At 34.3% G+C, this 24,054-nt stretch carries 24 protein-coding genes; 19 read left to right on the top strand and 5 right to left on the bottom strand.

Annotation, left to right across the window (positions count from 1 at the left end; genetic code table 11):
* Positions 1-26 precede the first annotated feature (26 nt).
* From galE to EL158_RS05765, 16 genes are read left to right on the top strand one after another with little or no spacing between them, the layout of a single operon-like run.
* On the top strand, positions 27-1,013 hold the full coding sequence (gene galE / locus EL158_RS05840) for a UDP-glucose 4-epimerase GalE (protein ID WP_027303552.1): 987 nt from the start codon (positions 27-29) through the stop codon (positions 1,011-1,013).
* Positions 1,007-2,707, top strand: a complete 1,701-nt coding sequence (pglK, locus tag EL158_RS05835; RefSeq protein ID WP_027303551.1) for a BC-type lipopolysaccharide transporter PglK — start codon at positions 1,007-1,009, stop codon at positions 2,705-2,707. The genes galE and pglK overlap by 7 nt, the downstream gene beginning before the upstream one ends.
* Complete coding sequence (pglH, locus tag EL158_RS05830; protein ID WP_027303550.1) at positions 2,704-3,768, top strand: GalNAc-alpha-(1->4)-GalNAc-alpha-(1->3)-diNAcBac-PP-undecaprenol alpha-1,4-N-acetyl-D-galactosaminyltransferase; 1,065 nt, start codon at positions 2,704-2,706, stop codon at positions 3,766-3,768. The genes pglK and pglH overlap by 4 nt, the downstream gene beginning before the upstream one ends.
* Positions 3,765-4,685, top strand: a complete 921-nt coding sequence (pglI, locus tag EL158_RS05825; RefSeq protein ID WP_027303549.1) for a GalNAc(5)-diNAcBac-PP-undecaprenol beta-1,3-glucosyltransferase — start codon at positions 3,765-3,767, stop codon at positions 4,683-4,685. The genes pglH and pglI overlap by 4 nt, the downstream gene beginning before the upstream one ends.
* Complete coding sequence (gene pglJ, locus EL158_RS05820; protein ID WP_027303548.1) at positions 4,673-5,776, top strand: N-acetylgalactosamine-N,N'-diacetylbacillosaminyl-diphospho-undecaprenol 4-alpha-N-acetylgalactosaminyltransferase; 1,104 nt, start codon at positions 4,673-4,675, stop codon at positions 5,774-5,776. Before pglI ends, pglJ begins: the two co-directional genes overlap by 13 nt.
* Positions 5,773-8,130 (top strand): STT3 domain-containing protein, encoded by a 2,358-nt coding sequence (locus tag EL158_RS05815; protein ID WP_027303547.1) that lies wholly within the window; start codon positions 5,773-5,775, stop codon positions 8,128-8,130. Before pglJ ends, EL158_RS05815 begins: the two co-directional genes overlap by 4 nt.
* Complete coding sequence (gene pglA, locus EL158_RS05810) at positions 8,127-9,257, top strand: N,N'-diacetylbacillosaminyl-diphospho-undecaprenol alpha-1,3-N-acetylgalactosaminyltransferase (protein WP_027303546.1); 1,131 nt, start codon at positions 8,127-8,129, stop codon at positions 9,255-9,257. Before EL158_RS05815 ends, pglA begins: the two co-directional genes overlap by 4 nt.
* Positions 9,250-9,852 (top strand): undecaprenyl phosphate N,N'-diacetylbacillosamine 1-phosphate transferase, encoded by a 603-nt coding sequence (gene pglC, locus EL158_RS05805; protein ID WP_027303545.1) that lies wholly within the window; start codon positions 9,250-9,252, stop codon positions 9,850-9,852. Before pglA ends, pglC begins: the two co-directional genes overlap by 8 nt.
* Positions 9,839-10,429: a UDP-N-acetylbacillosamine N-acetyltransferase gene (pglD, locus tag EL158_RS05800; protein WP_027303544.1), complete on the top strand. Its 591-nt coding sequence runs from the start codon at positions 9,839-9,841 to the stop codon at positions 10,427-10,429. The genes pglC and pglD overlap by 14 nt, the downstream gene beginning before the upstream one ends.
* On the top strand, positions 10,426-10,770 hold the full coding sequence (locus EL158_RS05795) for a c-type cytochrome (RefSeq protein ID WP_027303543.1): 345 nt from the start codon (positions 10,426-10,428) through the stop codon (positions 10,768-10,770). Before pglD ends, EL158_RS05795 begins: the two co-directional genes overlap by 4 nt.
* Positions 10,770-12,047 (top strand): glutamate-1-semialdehyde 2,1-aminomutase, encoded by a 1,278-nt coding sequence (hemL, locus tag EL158_RS05790; RefSeq protein WP_027303542.1) that lies wholly within the window; start codon positions 10,770-10,772, stop codon positions 12,045-12,047. The genes EL158_RS05795 and hemL overlap by 1 nt, the downstream gene beginning before the upstream one ends.
* Positions 12,044-12,307, top strand: a complete 264-nt coding sequence (locus EL158_RS05785; RefSeq protein ID WP_027303541.1) for an AtpZ/AtpI family protein — start codon at positions 12,044-12,046, stop codon at positions 12,305-12,307. Before hemL ends, EL158_RS05785 begins: the two co-directional genes overlap by 4 nt.
* A 2-nt stretch (positions 12,308-12,309) precedes the next feature.
* On the top strand, positions 12,310-12,792 hold the full coding sequence (locus tag EL158_RS05780) for a hypothetical protein (RefSeq protein ID WP_027303540.1): 483 nt from the start codon (positions 12,310-12,312) through the stop codon (positions 12,790-12,792).
* Positions 12,785-13,975, top strand: coding sequence for an MFS transporter (locus tag EL158_RS05775; protein WP_034955647.1), 1,191 nt, complete (start codon positions 12,785-12,787; stop codon positions 13,973-13,975). The genes EL158_RS05780 and EL158_RS05775 overlap by 8 nt, the downstream gene beginning before the upstream one ends.
* Positions 13,968-16,202, top strand: coding sequence for a flagellar hook-length control protein FliK (gene fliK / locus EL158_RS05770; RefSeq protein ID WP_027303538.1), 2,235 nt, complete (start codon positions 13,968-13,970; stop codon positions 16,200-16,202). Before EL158_RS05775 ends, fliK begins: the two co-directional genes overlap by 8 nt.
* A complete protein-coding gene (locus EL158_RS05765) occupies positions 16,199-16,489 on the top strand; it encodes a FlhB-like flagellar biosynthesis protein (protein ID WP_004275830.1) in 291 nt (96 codons plus the stop codon). The genes fliK and EL158_RS05765 overlap by 4 nt, the downstream gene beginning before the upstream one ends.
* Here EL158_RS05765 and EL158_RS05760 read toward each other — a convergent pair.
* On the bottom strand, positions 16,486-17,676 hold the full coding sequence (locus EL158_RS05760) for an MFS transporter (RefSeq protein ID WP_027303537.1): 1,191 nt from the start codon (positions 17,674-17,676) through the stop codon (positions 16,486-16,488). The genes EL158_RS05765 and EL158_RS05760 overlap by 4 nt on opposite strands.
* Positions 17,677-17,818: 142 nt before the next feature.
* Between EL158_RS05760 and exbB the strand changes: the two genes are divergently transcribed.
* From exbB to EL158_RS05745, 3 genes are read left to right on the top strand one after another with little or no spacing between them, the layout of a single operon-like run.
* The gene (gene exbB, locus EL158_RS05755; RefSeq protein ID WP_004277589.1) at positions 17,819-18,244 is read left to right on the top strand and encodes a TonB-system energizer ExbB; all 426 of its coding nucleotides are present in this window, start codon (positions 17,819-17,821) and stop codon (positions 18,242-18,244) included.
* On the top strand, positions 18,237-18,626 hold the full coding sequence (exbD, locus tag EL158_RS05750; RefSeq protein ID WP_027303536.1) for a TonB system transport protein ExbD: 390 nt from the start codon (positions 18,237-18,239) through the stop codon (positions 18,624-18,626). Before exbB ends, exbD begins: the two co-directional genes overlap by 8 nt.
* Entirely contained in the window at positions 18,623-19,249 is a 627-nt protein-coding gene (locus EL158_RS05745) for an energy transducer TonB (RefSeq protein ID WP_027303535.1), read from the top strand. The genes exbD and EL158_RS05745 overlap by 4 nt, the downstream gene beginning before the upstream one ends.
* Here EL158_RS05745 and EL158_RS05740 read toward each other — a convergent pair.
* From EL158_RS05740 to EL158_RS05725, 4 genes are read right to left on the bottom strand one after another with little or no spacing between them, the layout of a single operon-like run.
* A complete protein-coding gene (locus tag EL158_RS05740) occupies positions 19,236-20,045 on the bottom strand; it encodes an ABC transporter substrate-binding protein (protein ID WP_027303534.1) in 810 nt (269 codons plus the stop codon). The genes EL158_RS05745 and EL158_RS05740 overlap by 14 nt on opposite strands.
* On the bottom strand, positions 20,042-20,818 hold the full coding sequence (locus EL158_RS05735; RefSeq protein WP_027303533.1) for an ABC transporter ATP-binding protein: 777 nt from the start codon (positions 20,816-20,818) through the stop codon (positions 20,042-20,044). The genes EL158_RS05740 and EL158_RS05735 overlap by 4 nt, the downstream gene beginning before the upstream one ends.
* Positions 20,818-21,801, bottom strand: a complete 984-nt coding sequence (locus EL158_RS05730; protein WP_027303532.1) for a FecCD family ABC transporter permease — start codon at positions 21,799-21,801, stop codon at positions 20,818-20,820. Before EL158_RS05730 ends, EL158_RS05735 begins: the two co-directional genes overlap by 1 nt.
* A complete protein-coding gene (locus EL158_RS05725) occupies positions 21,776-23,905 on the bottom strand; it encodes a TonB-dependent receptor (protein WP_027303531.1) in 2,130 nt (709 codons plus the stop codon). Before EL158_RS05725 ends, EL158_RS05730 begins: the two co-directional genes overlap by 26 nt.
* Between the last annotated feature and the right edge of the window lie 149 nt (positions 23,906-24,054).

Genomic DNA, 24,054 nt, shown 5'->3' with positions numbered 1-24,054 from the left:
ATAAAGTTTAATAATAAAGGAAAATAATGAAAATTTTAATCACAGGCGGTGCTGGCTACATCGGCTCTCATACGCTTAGACAATTTTTAAATACTAAGCACGAAATTTGTGTGCTAGATAATCTTAGCAAGGGTTCTAAAATCGCTCTTGAGGATTTAAAAACGATAAGGGATTTTAGCTTTTTTGAGCAAGATTTGAGTGATTTTAAGGGCGTTAAGGACTTATTTAGGAGAGAAAAATTTGACGCCGTGGTACATTTTGCAGCGAGTATTGAGGTCTTTGAGAGCATGCAAGATCCTTTAAAATATTATATGAATAACACGGCTAATACTTCAAATTTAATCCAAACTTGCTTAGAAAATAATGTCAATAAATTTATCTTTTCTTCTACGGCTGCGACTTATGGAGAGCCTAAAAGTCCTGTGGTAAGCGAAACAAGTCCTCTTGAGCCTATCAATCCTTATGGTAGGTCAAAATTGATGAGCGAGGAAGTTTTACGCGATGCAAGTAGGGCAAATCCTCAATTTAAACACTGCATTTTGCGTTATTTTAATGTTGCTGGTGCTTGTATGGATTTTAAACTAGGGCAACGCTATCCTAAGGCAACTTTGCTAATTAAAGTGGCGGCGGAAGTGGCTGCTGGAAAAAGAGAGAAGCTTTACATTTTCGGCGATGATTATGAGACTAAGGATGGCACTTGCATTAGAGATTTTATCCACATTGATGATATTTCAAGTGCGCATTTAGCAGCTCTTGAATACTTAGACAACAATGAAAGTAATGTTTTTAATGTGGGTTATGGACACGGCTTTTCAGTTAAAGAAGTCATCGAAGCGATGAAAGAAGTAAGTGGAGTGGATTTTAAGGTCGAGTTAGCACCTAGAAGGGCGGGAGATCCGTCCGTTTTAATCTCAAACGCAGAAAAAATTCGCAAACTCACTTCGTGGAAGCCCAAATATGATGATTTAAAATTGATTTGCAAGTCTTCGTATGAGTGGGAAAAGCAGTGTTAAATAAGCTTTTTTTCATACTTTCTAGGGAGGATAAACGCTTTTTATTCTCCTTATTAGCCTTTTCTATACTCATTTCTTTTATAGAAACTTTTGCCATATCTTTGATAATGCCTTTTATCACTTTGGCGAGCAATTTTTCTTATTTTGAAAGTAATGAAATTTTGCTAAATATTAAGCAGAGTTTAAATTTAAAAGCCTTTGAAATCATCGTTTATCTAGGGCTTATAATGGTCGCTTTTTATCTTTTAAGAGCCGTGCTAAATGCCCTTTATTTTCATCTTTTAGCACGCTTTTCTAAGGGGCGTTATCACGCACTTTCTTTTAAAATTTTTGCTAAATTTTTACGCCTTCCTTATGAAAAATTTACCCAAAAAAATCAATCCGCCATTTTAAAGGCGACCACAGGAGAGGTTTTTAATCTCACCACTATGCTTTCCTCATTTTTATTAATGATGAGCGAAATTTTTGTAGTGCTTTTGCTTTATACTTTAATGCTTTTTATTGATTATAAAATTACAATTTTTTTAAGTCTTTTTATGTTTGTTAATGCCCTTATTTTAGTCAAAATTTTAAGTCCTATCATTAAAAAAGCTGGCGTTAAAAGAGAAAAAGCGATGAAGAGTTTTTTTGAAACTTTAAATACAAATTTAAATAATTTTAAATTCATAAAGCTCAAAACAAAAGAAGAAAGTATAGCAAGGCTTTTTAAAGAGCAAAGTGAGGCTTTTTCTAAGGCAAATATCACAAATGAAAGCATTAACGCCCTACCTAGAATTTATCTTGAGGCTGTAGGCTTTTGTGTGCTTGTTTTGATCGTGGTGTTTTTAGTTTTTAAATATGAAAGTGATATTTCAAATATTTTGGCGACTATTTCCATTTTTGTTTTGGCGCTTTACCGCTTAATGCCAAGTGCAAATCGCATCATAAGCTCTTATCACGATTTAATTTATTATCGTTCCTCTTTGGATATACTTTTTGACATTTTACAAGAAAAAGAAGAGCAAAATGGCGAAGAGAGCTTAAAATTCACTAAGGAATTACGCCTTGAAAAGCTTAGTTTTCATTATGAAAATAAACCTATGCTTTTTGAAAATATTTGCTTTACCCTTAAAAAAGGCGAGAAAATAGCCTTTGTAGGCGAAAGTGGGAGTGGAAAAAGCACTTTTGTGGATATTTTAAGCTCACTTTTAAAGCCTGTGGAGGGGCAAATTTATGTCGATGATATCTTGCTTTGTGAGAAAAATATCAAAAGTTATCGCAAGAAAATAGGCTATATCCCTCAGCAAATTTATCTTTTTAATGATAGCATAGCTAAAAACATCAGCTTTGGCGATGAGATCGATGAAAATTTACTTAAAGAGGTCTTAAGGCAAGCAAATTTGGAGGATTTTATTAAAAGCTTAAAGGAGGGCGTTTATACTAAGGTAGGCGATGGCGGAAGTCATTTAAGTGGAGGGCAAAGACAAAGAATAGCCATAGCAAGAGCGCTTTACACTAAGCCTGAAATTCTTATTTTAGATGAAGCTACTTCGGCACTTGATAATGAAAGCGAGGCAAAGATTATGGACGAAATTTATAAAATTTCACAGGATAAAACTCTCATCATCATCGCACACCGCCTTTCTACAATTAAAAATTGCGATAAAATTTATAGAGTGCAAAATGGCACAATAAGTTTGGAGCAGGGCGTATGAAAATCACTTTCATTATAGCCACTCTTAATTCTGGTGGAGCGGAGAGGGTTTTGGTAACCCTAGCTAATGCCCTTTGTAAAGAACACGAGGTAAAAATTATCAAATTTCACGCTGAAGACTCTTTTTATAAGCTTGAAAAAGAAGTGCTTGTTAAAACTCTTCCGCAGTTTAGCTTTCATAATCTTTACCATAAAATCGCAAGTCGTATTAAGAAAATTGTTGCTTTAAGAAAGGCATTAAGAGAAAATCAAAGCGATATTTTTATCTCCTTTTTAGACACGACAAATATAGCCTGTATAGTCGCTAAAATAGGGCTTAAAACGCCTTTGGTGATTTGTGAGCATAGCAATGAGGCTTATTTAAAGTCTAAATTTTGGAGAATTTTAAGAAGACTTACTTACCCTTACGCACAGCTTTTAAGTGTGCTTGGCTCAAGTGATAAGGCTTTTTATGAAAAATTTGTGAAAAAAGTCGTGATTTTAAATAATCCTTGCCATTTTTCTTTCAATGTCAAAACGCATTTTCAAAAGGAAAATTTGGTGCTTTTTGTGGGGCGTTTGGATAGAAATAAAAATGCTTCGATGTTTATTAAGGCGGTGGCGACTTTAAGGGCTGATTTACTTACGCAATACCGCTTTTGTATAGTAGGCGATGGGGAGTTAAGAAAGAATTTAGAAAATGAGGCTAGAAATTTAAGGGCTAGGGTAGAGTTTTTAGGCAAAGTGGAGGATATGGCTGGGCTTTATGAAAGGGCTAAGGTGCTTTGCCTTTGTTCTTTTGTTGAGGGCTTACCGACCGTTTTGATTGAGGCTTTATATTTTGATGTGTGTAGGATTTCAAGTGCGTATTATAATGGCGTTAAGGACTTAATAGCTAATGAAAAAGATGGGTTAATTGTCCCACAAAATGATGAAAAAGCCCTTGCTTTAGCACTTGAGAGAGTTTTAAGCGATGAGGAGTTGAGAAAAAATTTGGTGGAAAATGCAAGAAAAAGGCAAAAAGATTATGAGCTTTCTCATATCAAAAAACAATGGCTTGATTTAATTAGGGAGCTTGTATGAAACTTTCTATCATCATCGCCACTTATAATAGGGCAGAACTTTTAAAAAAGGCAGTTGAAAGCGTTTTAAGGCAGGATTTTAAAGAGTATGAAATCATCATTAGCGATGATCATTCAAATGACGGCACAAAAGAGCTTGTGGAGGATTTACAAAAAGAGGATAGTCGCATTAAATATGTGCTAAACACTCGCTACAAACAAGGTCCTAATGGGAATAAAAATAATGGACTTGATTATGCAAGTGGCGAATTTATAGGCTTTTTAGATGATGATGATGAAATGCTTGAGGGAACGCTTAGTCTTTTAATGCAAAAAGCAAATGAGGGTTATTCACATATTTTTGGCAATTGCGTGATAGAAAAAGATGGGATTTTGAGTGAGGAGTTTAGCGGCAAAGGCTTAAATGAAGATTGTGAGGTAAGTAAGAAAGAATTTTTAATGCAAAAATTCCACGGCGAATTTTTAAGCATTTTTAAAAAATCTTTGCTTAAAAATCAGCGTTTTAATGAGGAATTTTATGGTAATGAGGCTACGCTTTGGGTGCATTTGTATGATGAAAAGAGCTTTTATATCCATAAGGCTTTACGCATTTATCGCATTAAGCGAGAAGATAGCGTTACCTTAGGAGCGCAAAAACACGCTTTTAGGGTGTATTTGGGTTATTTAGAACTTGCAAAAATTTTAGAAAATGAACTTAAAAATGACGAGGATTATAGGGCTGTATGTGCGAATTATTACAAAATGGCGGCGTATTATGCGAAATTTGCAAATGAGTATCAAAAAATGTATGCGTGTTTATTGAAAAGCTTAAGAATTAAGTTTAACGCCCCCGCTTTGATTTTATTATTTTTAAGCATAGTGCCAAGTAGTGTGGTGGCGAATTTATCAAAATTAAGGGTGGCTTTATGCAAAAATTAGCGATTTTTATCTATTCCTTAGGTAGTGGCGGGGCTGAAAGGGTTGTGGCGACTTTGACTCCGCTTTTAAAACTACATTTTGATGTGCATATTATTTTAATGAATAAGAAAATTTCTTACGAGCTTGAAAATGTTCAAATTCATTTTTTAGAAAATTCAAGTCCAAGTGAAAATCCTTTGATGAAATTTCTTAAACTGCCCTTTTTAGCTTTAAAATATAAAAAACTTTGTAAAAATTTAGGTATAGATACGGAATTTGTTTTTTTAAATCGTCCTAATTATATCGCTTTAATGGCGCGTTTATTTGGCTCTAAAACGCGTTTAATTATCAATGAATGCACGACACCTAGCGTAATGTATGCGAAAAATAACTTTAATTCTTTTGCAAATAAGTTTTTGATAAGACTTTTATATCCTAAGGCGGATTTGATTTTACCCAATTCTAAGGGAAATAGGGAGGATTTAGTTAGTCATTTTAACATAGCTTTGGAAAAATGCGAATTGCTTTATAATGCTGTGGATTTAGAGGCTATTGAGTTAAAAGCAAAAGAAGAAATTGCTTTAAAAGAGCCCTTTATCTTAAGCGTGGGGAGACTTGATAAGGGGAAAAATCACACTCTTTTAATCCGTGCCTTTTCTAAACTTAAGACAAATTTAAAACTTGTGATTTTGGGTGAGGGCGTTTTAAGGGAGGAGCTTGAAAGCCTTATTTTAAAGCTTGGTTTAGAAGATAGGGTTTTGCTTTTAGGTTTTGATAATAATCCTTACAAATATATGGCAAAATGTGAATTTTTCGCTTTTGCTTCCGTATTTGAGGGTTTTTCTAATGTATTAATTGAAGCTTTAGCTTGTGGCTGTGCTGTGGTTTGTACCGAGCATCAAAGTGGGGCTTTAGAGCTTTTTGGTCGTGATGAATTTGGACTTTTGGTCGAGGTGGGTAGTGAAAATTCTATGTTGCAAGGCTTAAAAACGATGCTAGAAAATGACACATTAAGAGCGGCTTATAAAAAAAAGGCTAAAATGAGAGCTTTAGAATTTGATAAGGTCAAAATCGCAAGAGTGGCTTTAAAATACTTAATGGGGACAAAATGAAAAATGAGGCTGTGAAAAATGCAAATTTGAGGCTAGTATTTTTTATCTTACTAGCTTTTGGTTTTAGTGTTTTATGTCGCTTTTATTGGATTTATTGGGCGAGTGATTTTAACGAATATTTTTTTAATAATCAGCTTATGATAAGCTCAAATGACGGCTACACTTTCGCAGAGGGTGCTAGAGATAAGATAGCGGGCTTTCATCAAGAAAATGATTTAAGCTTTATTAATTCCTCTCTTTCTATTTTGACTTATGTGCTTTATAAAATCACGCCTTTTAGCTTTGAAAGCATTATTTTATATATGAGTGTGTTTTTTTCTTCGCTTATAGTTGTGCCGCTTATTTTAATTGCTAATGAGCTTAAACGCCCTTTAATGGGACTTTTTGCGGCGTTTTTAGCAAGCATTGCAAAAAGTTATTATAACCGCACTATGGCAGGATATTATGATACAGATATGTTAGCCATTGTGCTTCCTATGTTTATTTTATATTTTTTCATCAGGCTTGTTTTAAGAAAAGATGATTTTTCTTTACTTGCCTTGCCGTTTTTTATGGGACTTTATCTTTGGTGGTATCCCTCAAGCTATACTCTAAATGTCGCTTTTATCGCACTTTTTACCCTTTATGTTTTGATTTATCATAGAAAAGAAAGGTCTTTTTATATGGCAGCGCTTTTGTGTGCCATTACCCTTTCAAATATTGCTTGGTTTTATCAAAGTGCTATTGTTGTCTTGTTTTTTGCCTTTTTTATGCTTAAAAATTCGCTTTTTAATTTTAAATTTATCGCACTTTTAGCCTTAGGAGTTTTAGTCTTTTTAGTTTTAAGTGGGGGGATAGACCCTATTTTGTATCAGCTTAAATTCTATCTTTTAAGAAGTGATGAGAGTGCAAGTTTAGCGCGTGGTTTTGCGTATTTTAATGTAAATTTAACCATACAAGAGGTTGAAAGTATCGATTTAAGCACTTTTATGCAAAGAATTAGCGGAAGTGAGCTTGTGTTTTTACTTTCTCTTTTTGGCTTTTTATGGCTTTTAAAAAAGCATAAAATAATGCTTTTAACCCTACCTATGCTTTTGCTCGGTTTTTTAGCACTTAGAGGAGGACTTAGATTTACTATTTATGCTGTGCCTATTATGGCACTTGGCTTTGGCTTTTTAAGCGTTCAACTTTTAAGCTTAATCCAAAAAATGCGTCCTTTACAAGAGACTAGAAAATTAAGAATATTTTTTTATGGAATCTTTCCGCTTTTTGTGCTTGTTTTGGGGGCTTATTTTTATTTTAGTCAAAGTGCTATTTATGAGAGTATGGGAGTGGAATTTCAAAAGAGCTTTGTGAGCTTTTTTGTAGAAGATACTTTGCTTTTTTCTTTGCTTGTTTTAGCTCTTTTTACGCCTTTAATTTTTGAGCTTTTATGGAGAAAAAAGGATATTCGCTTTGTGTGTAGCTTTTATATTGTGGGGGTTTTGCTTTTTTCTTTGTGGGCGAATTTAAGTCATATTTATAATTATAGAGCGCACACCGTTTTTAATTACAATGAAGCGAGTATTTTAGATAATCTTAAAGCTAATGTTTCTAGGGAAGATTATATTGTGGCTTGGTGGGATTATGGCTATCCTATTCGTTATTATAGCGATGTGAAAACCTTAGCTGATGGGGGTAAGCATTTGGGTAAGGATAATTTTTTCCCTTCTTTTGTTTTAAGTCAAAATCCACGCGCAGCGGCAAATATGGCAAGACTTAGCGTAGAATACACAGAAAAGAGTTTTAAAACGCCTTATAATGACCTTTTAGAAGCAATGATGAAGGATTATAATTTTAATAATGTAAATTTATTTTTAGCGGCACTTTCTAAGGAGGATTTTACTATTCAAACGCCTAAAACTAGAGATATTTACATCTATATGCCTTCTCGTATGGCGGCGATTTTTGGCACGGTGGCAAGTTTTTCTTATATGAGTTTAGAAACGGGTGAGCTTGAAAATCCCTTTGTTTATAGTGTGGCGTATTATTTGGGAAATGAGGACGGCAAACTCGTCTTAAGTAATAATATGCTCCTTCATAGTGATTTTAGAAGCTTTGAGCTAAATGGCAAGAATTATGCGATTAATTCTTTGGTTGAATTTACTTCGGTGCAGCAAAAATATTATAGTGTCGTAGAGATTGATAAAAATGCTAAATATTATCTCTTTCACATCAAAGACGCTAATATCCCTAATGTGCAATTTATCCTAATGGATAAGGCGATGTATGAGAGTGCTTTCGTGCAAATGTTTTTCTTTGGTAAGTATGATGAGAGTTTGTATGAATTAATCGTTGATAGTAAAGAAGCAAAGGTGTATAAATTAAAATTATGAGAGTAGGATTTTTAAGCCACGCGGGTGCTAGCGTGTATCATTTTAGAGCACCTATTATCAAGGCTTTAAAGGCTAGGGGTGATGAGGTGTTTATCTTGGTGCCAAATGATGAGTATGCTAAGAGGCTTGAAGAGCTTGAATGTCCCATTATCTTTTATGATTTAAAACGCTCAAGCCTTAATCCTTTCGTGGTGATAAAAAATTTCTTACACCTTAAAAAAGTGCTTCAAGGCTTAAAGCTAGATCTCTTGCAAACAAGTGCGCATAAAAGTAATACCTTTGGAATTTTCGCCGCACATTTTGCTAAAATCCCCTATAAATTCGCACTTGTTGAGGGACTTGGCTCTTTTTATATCGATACGAGTTTTAAGAGTGCTTTAGTGCGTTTAAATATTAATTTTCTTTATAAACTAGCCTTTAAAATTGCGAGCAAATTTATCTTTGTTAATGAAAGCAATGCTAAATTTATGAGAGATTTAGGTTTAAAAGAGGAAAAAATTTGCGTGATTAAGTCTGTTGGCATTAATCTTAAAAAATTCTTTCCCTTGCCTATCTCAAAAGAGCAAAAACACACCTTTTTAAACACGCACAAAATGCCTGATAAACCTCTAGTTTTAATGGTAGCTAGAGCTTTGTGGCATAAGGGCGTGAGAGAATTTTACGAAGCGGCAGAACTTTTAAAAGAAAGAGCGAATTTTATCTTTGTGGGAGGGCGTGATGATAATATCTCTTGTGCGAGTATGGAATTTCTTAAAAATAAAGCGGTGTTTTACTTGGGTGCTAGGAGTGATGTGGTTGATTTAATAAGGCTTTGCGATGTGTTTGTTTTGCCAAGTTATAAGGAGGGCTTTCCTGTTACTATTATGGAGGCTAAGGCTTGTGCTAAGGCTTGTGTGGTGAGTGATTGCGAGGGGTGCGTGGAGGCTGTTTCTAACGCTTATGATGGGCTTTGGGCAAAAACAGGCGATGCGATAGATTTAAGCGAAAAAATTAGCCTACTTTTAGATGATGAAAAATTAAGAGCGAATTTAGCACAAAATGCCGCCAAAGAAGCCTTAAAATACGATGAAAATGAGATAGCTAGGAAGTATCTAAAACTTTATGATGAAAGTGTAAAAAATGTATGAAAATGTGATAAAAAGGGCGTTTGATTTTAGTTTAGCCTTAGTGCTTTTGATACTTTTTTCTCCTCTTATTTTACTGACAGCTTTACTTCTTAAAATCACACAAAAAAGCGTGATTTTCACGCAGCTTAGACCGGGAAAAGATGAAAAGCCCTTTGTGATTTATAAATTTAAAACGATGAGTGATGAAAGAGATGAAAGGGGTGAGCTTTTACCCGATGAATTACGCTTAAAGTCCTTTGGTAAGCTTGTAAGAAGCCTTAGTTTAGATGAGCTTTTACAACTTTTTAATGTGCTAAAAGGGGATATGAGTTTTGTAGGACCTAGACCTTTATTAATGGAGTATTTAAGTCTTTATAATGCAAGGCAAAAATTAAGACATAGGGTAAGACCGGGCATTACAGGCTGGGCACAGGTCAATGGGCGTAATAATATCTCTTGGGAGAAAAAATTCGAACTTGATGTGTATTATGTGGAAAATATCTCCTTTTTTTTGGATTTAAAAATTCTTTTTTTAACTGCCTTTAAGGTGCTAAAACGAAGCGGGATTAATAAAGAAGGACAAGCCACAACGGAGAAATTTAATGGAAAGAACTAAGAAAATTTACATTTATGGAGCAGGCGGACACGGGCTTGTGTGCGCGGATGTCGCTTTTAATATGGGCTATGAGGAAGTAATATTTTTGGACGATTATAAAGGCTTGGCATTTAGTAAAGAGCTTGAGAAATTTGATATTTTTATTAGTATAGGCACTAATGAAATTCGTGCAAAAATTAGTCAAAAAGTCGAACAATACGGCTTTAATATAGTGAATTTAATCCATAAAAGTGCCATTATTAGCCCTAGTGCTAAAATAGCAAAAAGCGGGGTTTTGATTATGCCAAAAGTTGTGATTAATGCTAAGGCTAACATAGGAAAAGGCGTAATTTTAAATACGGCTTGTGTGATTGAGCACGAGTGTGAGATAGGAGATTTTTCTCATATTAGCGTGGGGGCGAAGTGTGCTGGAAATGTCAAGGTAGGAAAGCTTTGCTTTATGGGGATCAATTCTGCCATTTTGCCGAATTTAAGCTTGTGTGAGGGGAGTGTTTTAGGTGGAGGCGCACTTTTAGCTAAAAATGCTCTAAAACAAGGCATTTATGTGGGTGTTCCTGCGAAGATGAGGGAAGTATGAGGGGTATTTTATTTGTTTTTTTGAGCTTAAATTTAGGTTTTTGTGCGGATTTTATCACCCCAAAAGAATATGCAAAAATGCTTTATGAAAATCCAAGAGGCATTAGCTGTAAAAAATGCCACGGAGCCGATGGAAGTGGGCAAATTTTGGGCTATTACACGCATAAAGATAAAAAAAAGGCTTATGAAATTCCAAATATTCAAAATTTAAGCTTTGAGCGTTTTAAGGAGGCTTTGACTAAGGAGCAAGATGTTAAGTCCATAATGCCAACTTACTCATTAACTAATGATGAGATAATAACTTTATATAATTATATCAAACAAGTTAGCAAGGAGAAATAATGACAAATAAAGCGGCATTTAAAGAGGCTTTTAAAGTGATAGCTGGTGGGGTGAATTCACCTGTGAGGGCTTTTGCTAGTGTGGGGGGTGAGCCTTGTTTTATCGCGGAGGGTGAGGGTGCTTATATCAAAGACATTGAGGGTAAGCGTTATATAGACTTCGTGCAAAGCTGGGGACCTCTGCTTTTTGGGCATTGTGATAAGGACATCGTTAAGGCTTGCAAAAAGGCTTTAAAAAAAGGCACAAGCTTTGGAGCACCGACTTTGAGTGAGAGTGTTTTGGCTAAACTTGTGCTTGAAAATTTTCCGCATTTGGACAAAATTCGCTTTGTAAATAGCGGCACAGAAGCGACTATGAGTGCGATTCGCCTAGCAAGAGGCTTTACAAAAAGGGAGAAAATCCTTAAATTTGAGGGGTGTTATCACGGACATAGCGATTCTTTACTCGTGAGTGCTGGAAGTGGGGCGGCGACTTTTAATGCTCCTAGTTCTTTGGGCGTTTTAAATGAAGTCGCCAAGCAAACTTTAGTCGCAAGATATAATGATATAGAAAGCGTTAGGGAGCTTTTCAAAAAGCATAAAGAGGAAATTTCTTGTGTGATTATCGAGCCTATTGCTGGTAATATGGGACTTGTTTTAGGGGAGCAGGAATTTTTAGAAGAACTTGCTAGGCTTTGTAGGCAAAATGGCACTTTGTTGATTTTTGATGAGGTAATGAGTGGCTTTAGAGCTTCGTTTTTAGGCTCTTTTGGGGTCAATAAAATTAAAGCGGACATTGTAACCTTTGGTAAGGTTATGGGTGGGGGCTTACCTGCGGCGGCTTTTGCTGCAAGGGCTGAAATAATGGACATTTTAAGCCCTTTAGGAGGCGTGTATCAAGCAGGAACTTTAAGTGGTAATCCTCTAGCTATGGCAGCAGGAATAGCAAGCATTTCAAAAGCGAAAAAGGACAAAGAGCTTTATAAAAAACTCGCAAGACTTGCTAAAATTTTAACGCAAGGCTTAAGTGAGCTAGCTAAAGAAAAAGGAGTGCCTTTTAATGCGACTTTTGTGGGATCGATGTTTGGCTATTTTTTTACAGAAGATCCTGTTCGAAATTATCAAGACGCTTTAAAATCAAATTTGAAACTTTTTGCAAAATTTCATCAAAATATGCTAAAACAAGGAATTTATTTAGCTCCCTCTCAATTTGAAACAGGTTTTATTTGCGATAAAATGAATGAGAAGATGATGGTAAAAACTCTAGAAGCCGCTAGAAAGAGTTTTAAAGCCTTATGAGAAAAGTTTTTATTCGCAAAGGTTTAGAGGCAGCCGATGGATTGAGTCTTGGCATTTCTATGGTTGTAGCTGTTTTTCTGGGCGTTGGGCTTGGTTTTTTGCTTAAAAATATCACGCCTTGGCTGTTTTGGGTGGGTGTTTTTATAGGCGTTGCGGCGGCGATTTTAAATGTCTATAAGGCTTATAAGGCACAAATGAAAAGTTATGAGGAATTTGAAAAACGCGATGCTTTGATACAAGAAAGCCTTAAAAAAGAGTGATAATGACTCAAAAAAAGGCTCTTTTTTGCGTCCTTTGCATTGTTAATGTGCTTTTTTTGTGTGCTTTTTTTGCTTTTAAGGGCTTAAGTTGGGCTTTGATTTTAAGTTATGAAGTGGCTTTTTTTAGCACTTTACTTGTGATTTTAAGCTCTTATTTGCATTATAAGAAAAACATTTTAATTAAAAGCTCTAAATTCAATTACGAACCTAAGCCTTTGGCACTTTTTATTAAAAAAATTCCAAAAAATTCCAAAATTATAAATTTTAAACACTACAATGACGATTTAGTGATAAAATTTAAAGATAAATTTAAAAATTTTTCTTTGTTTTTTTCTTTATTTAAGCTTTTAGCTTATGGGATTTTGGTGGGTGGATTTTTGTTTTTACAAAGGCAAAATTTACTTTTTATAGCTGGATATTTGGGCGGAATTTCTGCCTTTTTGGTGGGAATTTTTGCGTATATGTTGTGTGTGAAAAATGAGTAGTGCAAAAAGAATTATTAAATCAATGACAGCCCTTTTTTTCGGTATGGGTTTTTTATTTGCCGGAAATGCTTTAATTATAAGCTCCATAGGCGTTATTTTAAAGCATAATGGTGTAAGCTCCTTTGCTGTGGGCGTTGTGAGTGCTTGCTTTTTTATAGGGGCGATGTGTGGGACGATTTTTTCGCAAAAAATCATTTCACGCATAGGACACATACGCTCTTTTGGGCTTTTTGGGGCTATTTTTGGCATCTCTGCGATGCTGCATAGCTTGAGTGAAAATTTGATATTTTGGGCTTTTTTACGCTTTTTGATAGGAATTTGTTATTATAGTTTGCTAATGATTATAGAATCTTGGCTAAATGAAAAGGCTAAAAATGCCGTTAGGTCGCGTATTTTAGCCTTTTATGAGCTTGTTTTTTATCTTTCTTTTGGAGTGGGGATTTTAATCATCGCTTTTGATTTAAGTCCTCACAATGTTTTCATTGTTTCGGCGGCTTTGATTTTATTTTCTTCTTTGCCACTCAATTTAATTAAAATTAAAGAGCCGCTTTTGCCAAAGGCGAGTGAGGTTTCTATCCCTAAGGTTTTTGACATTGCTCCTTTGGCGATTATGACAAGTTTTGTTGCGGGACTTTTGATTAATGGTTTTTTTTCTATGGCGTCTTTGTTTATACTCTTACAAAATTATGATGCTAAGGTCGTTTCTTATTTTATGTTTTGTGCGATTATGGGAGGATTTATCGCACAAATGTTTATCGGCACGATAAGCGATAAAATGGGGCGTAAAATAGCCATTATTTTTTGTGCTAGTATAGGTTTTGCGACTATGCTTTGCTATGCTTTTTTCACACCACATCTTTATTTGCAATATGTCCTTGCCATTTTTTTAGGTATGGGAATTTTTTGTCTTTATGCTTTGGCTTTAGCAAGGGCTAATGATATGCTACAAGATAAGGGTAGGGCGGTGGAGCTTGGTAGAGGGGTGCTTTTTTGTTATTCTCTAGGCTCTTTGCTTGCTCCTCTTATTTTGGGGGTTTTGATGGAGCATTATGGTTTTAGGGGCTTTGTGTGGTTTTATGTTATCTTGCTTGGGGCATTAATCCTTTTTGCCATTAATAAGCCTAATATTTTAAATAAGAAATTTAAGAAAAATCTTGGCAACGCGGTGATTTTTAATGATTAATACTAAGCTAAACTCACAAGTTGCTACGCAAAGAACGGATTTAAAAAACGATTTAAAATTAGATAAAGAAAAATTAAGTCCAAACGAGCTTTTAACGCAAAATTTAAGGCAGAAATTAGGACTTAGTAAGCAAATGCCTCCTCCCAATGAGGCTTTGCAAAAATTCGCACAAAATGAGCTTAATCAAAAATTACAAGAAATTGTCAATAAATTATTAAATCAAATTAGCACTCATAAAAATCCAAATTCGCCCATTTTAAAACAGGCAAATTTGCTTAATTTCGCACCTAATTTTGTCAATGAACTTAAGCTTTTAAGTAAAGAGCTTAGTAAAAATGAGAATTTTGTACCCTTGCTTAATAAGATAGAAATACTTTTAAAGCCAGCAAGCGAAATAAAGGCTAAAGACCTTGCCCCTCTTCTTAAAAATTCGGGTGTTTTTTTTGAAGCTAAACTTAAAAATGCTTTAAATGAAGAGCTTTTGCCAAAAAGTTTTTATAAGCTCATCAATGCTATAAAGTCTTTAAGCAGCGAGAAAATAGCCACACAAATAGCCACTTTAGCGGATAAGAGCTTGAGTGCTAAAGACTCTTTTAAGGAGTTAGCTAGCATTATAATTCAAAATAAAAATGAAAATAAAAACATTGTGAGTCATAGCACTTTTAAGCCCTTGCTTGAGCTTTCTCAAAAATTAGACAATTTTAAAAAATATATTAATAAAAATCCCCAACTTGCAGAAAGTAAAATAGGCTCTTTAGCACAAAATTTTGCAAAGGAATTAGCCAAGATTAAAGATGATTTTATAAAAATTTTATCTAAGCCTGAAAATTTACTCGTTAAAGACCCTGTCCTTTTAAAGCAGGCTATGCAAAGCTTTGAAAAATTACAAAATCATTTGGATAAAATCATTCAAAAAGCAGAAAGTGGCGTTAAGATAGAAAATGAAGATTTATTAAAAGAATTATTAGAAAATCAAGATGAATCTTTGAAAACAAAAGGGGAATTAAAAACGCAAGATGAGTCTTTGAAAACAAAAGGGGAATTAAAAACGCAAGATGAGCCAGAAGAACAAATAAAAGATCGCAAAGAGGAATTTAAAAACGAAAACGAAAGCGAAAACGAAAAAATCGAAAATGAAGAGGAAATTGAGAGAGAATTTGAAAAAGAAGAGGTGCAAAAAGAAAATTTTAGCAAAGATGAAAAGCTAGAAAATGCAGAGAAAAATGCAGAGAAAAATGTGGGGGAAAATTTAGAAAAAGACACGGAAAAAAACGCAGAAAATTTAGATAAAGAAGTCGTTAAAAAACAAGCTGACATTAAAGAAGAGCCTAAGGAGCAAAAACATCAGGCAAAAGAGATAGTAAAAGAGCAGGTAAGAGAGTATCCAAAAGAGGCTTTAAAAGGTGCGGTTAAACAAGAGGATAGAGTTCAAATTCCGCAAAATAAAGCTCAAGAAAGCATTTTCAAACAGCAAGAATTTACTAAAGAGGTGTTTAAAAATCTAGCCTTTAAAGCCCCGCAAGGACAGAATTTAGAGGGGCTTGAAAACTTGAGTAAGGATATTACAACTCTTAATAGAAAAATTAATGAAAATTTAAAGCAGCTTGACCCCTTAGCACAAAATGCAAAGCTTAATCTAAACGAGCTTAAAGGCTTGGAAAATAAATTAATAGGTGCGGTTAAAGACTTGCAAAATATCAGGCTTAAAAATGTGCAAGATGTGAGTTATGAAATTCAAAATGACATTAAATCAACCCTACTTCAAGTGGCAAGTCAAGCTAAAGCTGAAAATAATGACGCCATTTATAATCAAGCAAACCGCCTTTTAGCACAAATTGAGATGAATCAGCTAATATCTTTAGCAAATGACTCTATTAATACCTATTTGCCTTTTTCGTGGGAGGATTTAAATGAATCTAAGATCATTTTTAGACGCGGAAAAAAGGATAAATTTTTCGCACAAATCAAGCTTGAATTCGCAAAGTTGGGCGATTTAGAAATTCTTGTTTCTTTAAATAATGAAAAGTATATTGACATTAATATAATGGCGGAAAATAAAGAATTTAGAAAAACGATTTATGAAAATGCTCACGAGCTTAAACGAAATATCAATAAAGCTGGGCTTTTAAGCTCAAATTTCTTTGTGGGGGACATTATCCGTTCTCATTTTGATCCTAGAGATTTGAGAAATTATGACTTGCAAATGGGTATGGATAAAAAGGTATGAGTAAGATTAAAAGATCTATTAAAAAAGCCGTAGCGCTTGGCTATCAAAGGGAAAAAAAAGAATCCGCCCCTAAGGTCTTAGCAAGTGGTAAGGGTGAAAGTGCGGCGAAGATTATATCTTTAGCTAAAGAACACGGTGTGCCGATTAAAGAAGATGAGGATTTGATAGAAATTTTAAGCAAACTTGATTTGGGTGATGAAATTCCGCCTAATATGTATAAAGCTGTGGCGGAGGTTTTTGCCTTTATTTATCAAATGGCAAATAAAACCCTGCCGCAAAAAAATTAGCAAAGATATTTTTTGTAAAAAAGATGCCAGTAAAGTCCTGCCAAGATGAAAATTATACCAAGTAGGGCTGTGATATTCATTAGACTCATTTTAGCTTCAAATAAAAAGCCCATAAATTGCGAGATGAAGGCAGAAAACGCTAAAAAAACCATATCTGTATAAGCTAAAACGCGTCCGTAAAATTTCTCATCGCAGTGTTTTTGTATGCTTGTGTAAGTATAAGACCAAAGCGAGGTTGTGAAAAACCCAGCCCCAATAAGCCCTATGAAACTAATATAAAAATTAAATTGCGTGAAAGCCCAAAGTAAAATTCCAAGTCCTTGTCCTACATATAGAAAGCTTATGACACTATCTTTTAAAAAGCGACTTAAAATAAAAGGTCCTATGATTAAAGAAAGGGCACGAACGGTGTTTAAAAAGCCCATAACAAGCCCAGCGGATAGGATTTCTTTATATTCGTGCTGTGCTAAAAGTGTAACTAAGATCTCATAAGCTGTAAATCCTATAAAAGCGTGCAGTATGATGAGGTGTAGGACAATTTTATTTTTCAAAACATAGTAAAAACCTTCCTTTATCATAGCAAAAAAATGCCCTTCGACTTTTTGGACGAAATTTGGTAGAGAAAGTTTGAGTAAAATGAGTATGCCTATAAGCAATAAAAAAGTGTCAAATAAAAAGGCAGCTTTAACCCCGAAAAAATGGATAAAAAAGCCAGCACTTGCCATACCAAGCGTATAAGAAACTGACCAGTTAATGCTGTAAATTTCATTAGCGAGTTTTAAATCCTCTTGATTTAAGAGCTTTGCCATAAGACTCATTTCAGCTTGTCCATAAATCATAGCCACACAAAGACGCGAAAAGATGAGGATAAACAAAAGCCAAAGATCATTTAAGCTTGTTACAAAAATGAGTAAAAAAACGGAAATTAATTCTATGCTAATCGTGCCGATGAGTAAATTTTTAGGCTTATTTTTCTCCACGATAACGCCATTTAAAGGCGCAAAAAGCACACCGGGTAAAAAAGCTAACATCGCACTAGTGGCGGTTACCCAAGTAGGGGCATTGAGCTGAACTAAGAGGGTAAAAACGCCTATTTGTGAAAATAAAGCACCAAAATAGACGATAAACTGAGCTATGGCTAAGATACGGATATTTTGATTGGTTTTTAATAAGATTAAATGTTTCATTGCGAAATTGTAGCAAAAATTTATACAAATTAACCAAAGAAAGCGGTGCGATTTGTCAAATTTTGTTTTAAAATTTTGATAATTAATATTAATATTAAATTATATAGTTTATAATAATAAAAATCAATTTGGAGTGTGCTTTGTGGAATTTTTGAAAAATTATGTCGATTTTATCATCTTTTCAATACTTGGAATTATGGCTTTTGTGGCGTTTTGGTGTGTGGTTGAAAGAATTTTATTTTTTAGAAAGCTTGATTTTAAGGCTTATAAAAATCAAGAGCAATTTGACAATGCAATCAGTGAGAATTTAACCACCCTTTATATTATTTATTCTAACGCCCCATATATAGGGCTTTTGGGCACGGTTATTGGCATTATGATGACCTTTTACGAAATGGGCGTGGTAGGGGATATCGATGTAAAATCCATAGTTATAGGCTTATCTTTAGCGTTAAAAGCCACAGCTTTAGGACTTTTGGTGGCAATTCCCTCTTTAATGGCTTATAATGCTTTGCTGCGCAAAATTACTCTTTTAAGCAGTGCTTATAAGGGAAGTAAAAATGCTTAAACTCCCAAAAAATGAAGGTTTAAACATAGTCCCATTTATAGATATTATGCTTGTTTTACTTGCCATAGTATTAAGTCTTTCAAGCTTCATCGCACATAGCAAAATAGAGCTTAAACTCCCAGTAAGTGAGAATTCGACAAGTTTTAATGAAAGTCAAAATAAATTTTTCATAGTCATTAATGAGAGAGATGAATTTTTTTTAAATGATGAAAAGGTGAATTTAAATCAGCTTAAAAATGCCATTTTAGCACTTGATAAAGACACTATGGTCGCACTAAAAAGCGACAAATTTGCCAAATTTGAAAGCTTTGTTAAAGTCATCGATCTTTTAAAAGCTAAAGAACACGAAAAAATTCAAATCATTACGGAGAAAAATAGATGAAAAACGCACTATTAAACACCAAAGTTCAAGCTTCTTATATCACTTTTTTGGCTTTTTTACCCTTGCTTTTTACCTTAATTTATACACATAGTCTTTTTAAAACTCAAATAAATAAGGAAGAAAGTTTGGAATTGGCGATGAAATATTTTATTCAAAACGAGTCTTATTTAGCACCAGAAAAACAAGCTTTAACCCCCAAACAAAGCTCCAAAATAGCTCCTAAAAAATCACAAAGCAAAACTTCAGCTAAAACTTCGGCAAAGCCACTTAATGAAAGAATTGAAAACTCAAATTTAAAATCTAATGAAAGCACCAAAAGTTCAATTTTAAGTTCTAAGCAAAGCGAAGAAGTCGCTCTTAATAAAATACAAGAAGCCATACAAAAAGCTCAAATTTATCCACTAATCGCACAAAAAAAGCGTATGAGTGGTGTGGTAAAAGTGGAGTTTATGTGGATGAATGATAAAACTTTAGCAGATTTAAAAATTATCCAAAGCTCAGGCTATACTCTACTTGATAAAAGTGCCTTAGAAAGCATACGCAAGGCGTCTTTAAATTTCCCAAGTTATGAGAGAAATTTAAAAATTACCCTGCCTATATCTTATGAAATTAAGAGTCTTTAAAGCTTTTTAAGGCTTGTTTAAATTCTGCTATTCTTTCGATGATTTTAGGGCTTAAGCGTAATAAAATATGCGTTTTTTCATTTGTGTAAATTTGTCCTGTTTTAAGGGCTTTTGTTTGGCTTAAAAGTGCATTTTGCGTTAAAAAAGCTTGATTTGCATTAATGCCAAGTATAAGCAAGTCGGGATTTTGCTTAAGGATAAACTCAGCCGAGATAATGGGGCGTTCTATTTGACTTTTTGGGCTTAGATTTTTAATGCCTATGAGGGTTAAAATTTCTGCCATTAAAGAATTGTCGTTAAAAGCCATAAGAGGATTATTTGAGTAAAGATAAATAGCACTTTGATTTAAAGGCTCATTTTTTAAGCTTTCAAGTCCTTTTTCAAATTCTTTTATAAGCCTTTTGCCCTCTTCATTTTTATGGGTGATTTGAGCAAGAATTTGGATATTTTTCTTAATATCATCAAAGCGATCGGCTTTTAAATAAAGGCTTTTAACGCCAAAATTTTTAAGTCCCTCTTCCAAATTTAAAGAATAAGAACTTAAAATGACTAAGCTAGGTTTTAAAGAAATGATTTTTTCTAAGGACGGGTTTGAAAAAGTGCCTACGCTTGTGAGTTTTGAGCTTTTATCACTTGGATAAATGTTTGAGTGCTGTAAGTTCGCAATGCCTACGATTTGCTCTCCAGCACCAAGCATAAAAAGCGTTTCAACGCTAGCAGGATCAAGCACGACTAGGCGTTCTTTTGCGTTTGATATTGCAAAAAGCAAAACCAAAATAAGTAAAAATTTTTTCATTGTGTCTCCTTTAAAGCTAAGATGTAAGGTTTGGAATTTTTATAGATTAATTCGCAATTTAAACCATAAATTTCTTTTAAAATCTCCTTAGTAAAAAGCTCTTTACTTGTTCCAAAATGCTTGATTTCTCCATTTTTTAAAAAAATGATTTTATCGCAAAATAAAGAAGCTAAATTTAAATCGTGTAAAATAGCTATAACGCCGATATTATTGCGTTTTATAAGCCTTTCGCATAGGCTTAAAAGCTCTATGGCGTGATTAAGATCAAGTGCGGAGGTAGGCTCATCTAAGAACAGAATTTTGGGCTTTTTAAGCAAGGCTCTAGCTAAAAGCACTTTTTGAAATTCCCCTCCGCTTAAGGACAAAACGCTTCTTTGCAAAAAATTTTCTATCTTCAATTCTTTAGCAAGTGTTTCTAACTCTAAAATATCTTTTTTAGAATAAGAGCTAAAGCTGTGATTAAGAGTGATATATTTACTCATTAAAAGCACATCGATAACTTTGAGCGGGGCGTTTAATTTTGAGTTTTGTGGGACAAAACCGCAAATTTTAGCAAATTCTTTAAGACTAAAATGCTTAATATTTGTGTTAAAAAGGGCGATTTCTCCCTCTTTAAATTCCAAATTTTTAAGGATAAGGTTTAAAAGTGTGCTTTTGCCAGAGCCATTAGGTCCTAAAATGCCTATAAAAGCGTTATTTTCAAGTGCTAAATTGACATTTTTAAGCAGGGCTTTTTGATGATAGGAAAAGTTTAAATGACTAATTTTTAGCATTATAAAAACCTCCTTGCTTTTAAAGCTAAGCATAAAAACATCGGCGCTCCAAAAAAAGCGGTTAAAACTCCTATGGGAATTTGAACGGGGGCTAAAAGACTTCTTGCTAAAGTATCGCAAATGAGTAAGAAAAGTCCTCCAAGTGCCGTGCAAAGTGGGACAACAAGGGCGTTGTTATAATTTTTTATCAAAAGTCTTATGATGTGTGGCACGATAAGCCCTACAAAGGCGATAAGTCCTGTAAAAGCGACTGCAAAAGATACAGCTAAAGAAGAGACGATGAGAAGTTTGATTTTTAATTTTCTAGCATTAACGCCTAAATTTCTAGCCTCTTCATCGCCACTTAAAAGGATATTTAGCTCATTTTTATGCGCATAAAAATAAAATAAGCAAAAGATTAAAGGCAGGGTTAAAATTCCCACCCTAAGCCACGAAGCAGAGCCTATATTTCCCATAAGCCAAGCGACTATTTTAAAAGAATCTTCACCGATGAGATAGGTAAAAAACGAAGTAAAAGCTCCCAAAAAAGACGAAGTGGCTATACCTATGATAAGCAAGGTGGCTATGGAGGCTTTAGCAGAAATTTTAAATATAGCTAAAGCAAAAAAAGCCGAGCAAACAAAGCCCAAAATTCCATAATAATAATCAGGCAAGTTTAGCAAATACGCCAAAACCGCCCCAAAGGTCGCCGCAGAAGCTATGCCTATGATGTAAGGATCTGCTATGGGATTTGCAAAGATAGTTTGCGTAATCGCCCCGCTACTTGCTAAAAGCATACCGATTAAAATCGCCATAATAATGCGAGGCAAACGCCCATCGATGATGATTTGACGCATGATTTCTTCTTCGCTAAAAAGATAATGATAAAGCCTAGCAGGGCTTAAATTCTCATCTCCCAAACAAAGAGAGCTAAGACAAACAAGCACATAAGCTACGCAAAGTGCTAGGCTTAAATTTTTAAAAGAGATATTTAAATTCCACATAGTAATTTCTGCCATTTCCTACTAGGTATTGGTTATTAACGCTGTCTTGATAGGTGTAGTATTTTCGGTCAAAAAGATTACGAATTCCTGCTAAAACTTGTAATTTTTTGTAATGATAATTCACGCCCACATCGCTTAGAAAATAATCTTTTATCCAAGCATTTTGGCTCATTTTACCCGTTGTTTCATCGATTTTACCACCATCCTTAGCTCTTGAAAAATAGGTCAAATCAATAAAGCTTGAGAAATTTGAATTAAAAGCAAATTCCACCCCTGCTAAGGCTTTGATTTTAGAGACATAAGGAATCTCAAGTCCGTCATTAATACCCTTTGAAATTTTAGCGTCTAAATAAGTCAAGCTTTGTTTTAAAATCAAGCTTTCATCTAAAAAATTTTGGCTAAGATTTAGCTCCGCTCCCAAACGGCGTGTCTCATCGATATTATAATACTTCCAAAAAGCACCACCCGTTGCGTGTGGGTTACCAAGATATGAAATTTCATCTTTACTTAGAGTATAAAAAACGCTTAAATTAAAGCCGTAAAAATCCCACCAAAAATCGTCAATCCCAAGTTCAAAGGTGTGAAAAATTTCAGGGTCTAAGTTTGCTGAGTAGTATTTTTGACTTTTTTGGTCTTTATTGACAAGTTGCGATGGGCTTGGCGAGATGAAGCCTCTTTCATATTTTGCGTAAATTTTTCCTGTGTTTGAGTATGTGAAATTTGGCGTAAGTTCAAAGGCTAGATTATGGCTCGTGTCATCGGTATTAAAAAATTCTTTAGTATTTGTAGGAGGGCGAGGGTTCATTATCATATTTGAATTGTAATTTCTATTGGTATCATAAAGGCTAAATTCATATCTTGTCCCACCTGAAAGAGTAAAAAAGTCGTTAAATTCGTGTGAGTCGAGCATAAAAAAGGAGTGGCTTTGCTTATCCATATCCATAAGCGTTGTCATTGTGTGGCTCATCGAAAAGCCAGGAGGCATAGAGGCTTTCACATTATAATGCACTATGCTTTTTCTTTTTGCGTCCTGATTGGCAAATTCATAGCCAAAGACAAAATAAGAATTATTAGCGTAATTTAGTTTATTTTTAAAATTCACTCCCATAAGTGTATCTTCAAAGCCACTACCACTTTGATACACAGGCACACTCATTCCTCTACTAGTCATAGTGGAGACATCTTTGAGATAGTGTATTTTTTGATTTTGCCAAAAAGTTTCAAGGCTAAATTCATAAAAATCGTTAAAATAATGATGATAATTTAAAGCAAGTTCAGGGCGGTTAATCTGCGTAATGTTTTCACTATTTCCTTTTTGACTAGGATTATTTTGCGCTTGTTCTTTGGTAAGATAGCCGCTGCTTGTATTAAGAGTTCTAAAATAATTATAACTTAGGGTTAAATCGCTATCATCATTTACATTAATGTAGGTTTTGGTATTAAGATAATAGCCCTTTTGATTATAGCCTTCTTGATAGCCGTCTTTGTTAAAGCCTTGCAAGTCAAAGCTAAAGGCTAAATTTTCATCGATTTTTTTAGCCGCATTAAGTCCCAAATTCCCGCCAAGATGTCCCCCGTCAAAGCCTCCACCACTCACGCTAAAGGCAAGAGCATCTTCTTTTTGCTTTTTAGTGATGATGTTAATCGCACCACCTCTTGTGCCATTTCCATATAGCACAGAGCCTCCGCCGGGCACGATTTCTATACGCTCGATATTATCCAAATTCACGCTTTGAAGTGGGGTTACTCCGTGAGAATTGTCAAGCACATTAATAGAGCGTCCGTCTATCATCACCTTTACAGCTATATTTGACTTAGTTCCTTGACCTCTTAAGTCGATGTTGCGACCTAAGCCAAAATTTACAAAGTTTATCCCAGCGACCCTTTCTAAAGCTTGTTCTAGCGAAGTGTAGCCCTTATTTTGTAAGTCTTTACCCTCTATGCTAATGACATTGCGTAAATTGGAGTCCGCCTCTTGCTCAAAGCCCGAAGCACTGACAACGATTTTTTGTAAATTCACATCTTCACTTAGCTCTTTAGCTTCTAAATTGGCTAAAAAAAGTGCTGTGAGTAAGGAAAGTTTGATGATTTTTGATTCTTGCATTTTTACTCCTAAATAAAATAAATAATGATAATGTATATCATAATAAAAGAGGCAAAAATTTAATATTTCTTTACTTAATATTTGATAAATTTACGAAAAAATAGGAATTTAAAATTTTTTAAGTCCTTTTTAATTTGATAATTGATATT

The organism is Campylobacter upsaliensis (assembly GCF_900637395.1).
Classification (GTDB): Bacteria; Campylobacterota; Campylobacteria; order Campylobacterales; family Campylobacteraceae; genus Campylobacter_D; species Campylobacter_D upsaliensis.
Note: the sequence above shows the minus strand (reverse complement) of the source record. Positions and strands in the feature narration are given on the sequence as shown.